An 876-nucleotide genomic window follows, 5' to 3' on the forward strand; every position below is an offset into this window, starting at 1 on the left:
AAAATCAAATTTTCAACTATTTGGAGATAAGAACCAATATGTCCTTGCGTCTGGCAATAAAGGGAGTTTCTTTGTCAGTAAAACATATGCGATCACAGATGAGTACAAGACTTTTATAGTAGAGGAAGAAGGAAAGATACATGAAATCCCTCATCTTCAGATGGAGGGAGAGTATTGGAACTTGATTTTGTATAATTTAGACGAGGAGGGCTTGCCAGAGCGAAAGATTGACCTTTTTCAGGCAGTGCGAAGCTACAATCAGAAAAGCGTTCCTGCAAGACTGATTGACTCCTATTACGTTGGGGACACTCATTACTTTGGGTTAGAAATTAGAGATTTAACGGATGAAGAAAATTGGGTAATCAGAACAGTCTATCTCAATTTGAAGACGGAAGAAGTGGTGGAACTTCCAAAAGATACAAAGTTTGGAAGGAGCTCTGATATAAGCGCTACCGCAAGAACAACAAACTACGATAAGGTTATAGACTCTAAGGGTTATTATGATCCTTCGAATAAGATACTTGCAGATAAGCATGAAGGAAGTACCCCAGATTCTAATATCAACCTCTACAGCCTTTATCCGGACATCGAAGATAAACTCATCAATCAGAATTGGTCGCTTTATATCCGTCCAGATAAGGTCACACCGGATGAGTGGTTTGATACCCTTCTGCATTGGTTTGCCCCTAAAGGAGAAGAAATTCTAACCGTTTATGGACTGAATGATGATGGGGAAGTCTCAGATGTTCAGATTCGTAACAGCCAAGAGGCGAATGCCTGGTTGGAGCAACATCCTGCCCTTAGAAATATAGACTATTATAGACCAGACGGGAGTGATAAAGAGTGAGTAATAAGAAAATTAATCCGGATAATCTC

General features: G+C 39.8%; 1 protein-coding gene. It reads left to right on the plus strand.

All coding sequences use genetic code 11. The features are described 5' to 3' along the window. A partial coding sequence (locus HMPREF2991_RS04510; protein WP_070683595.1) for a hypothetical protein occupies positions 1-847 on the plus strand: 847 nt, incomplete at its 5' end. Positions 848-876: the final 29 nt, after the last annotated feature.

Source organism: Streptococcus sp. HMSC072D07, from assembly GCF_001814835.1.
GTDB lineage: Bacteria > Bacillota > Bacilli > Lactobacillales > Streptococcaceae > Streptococcus.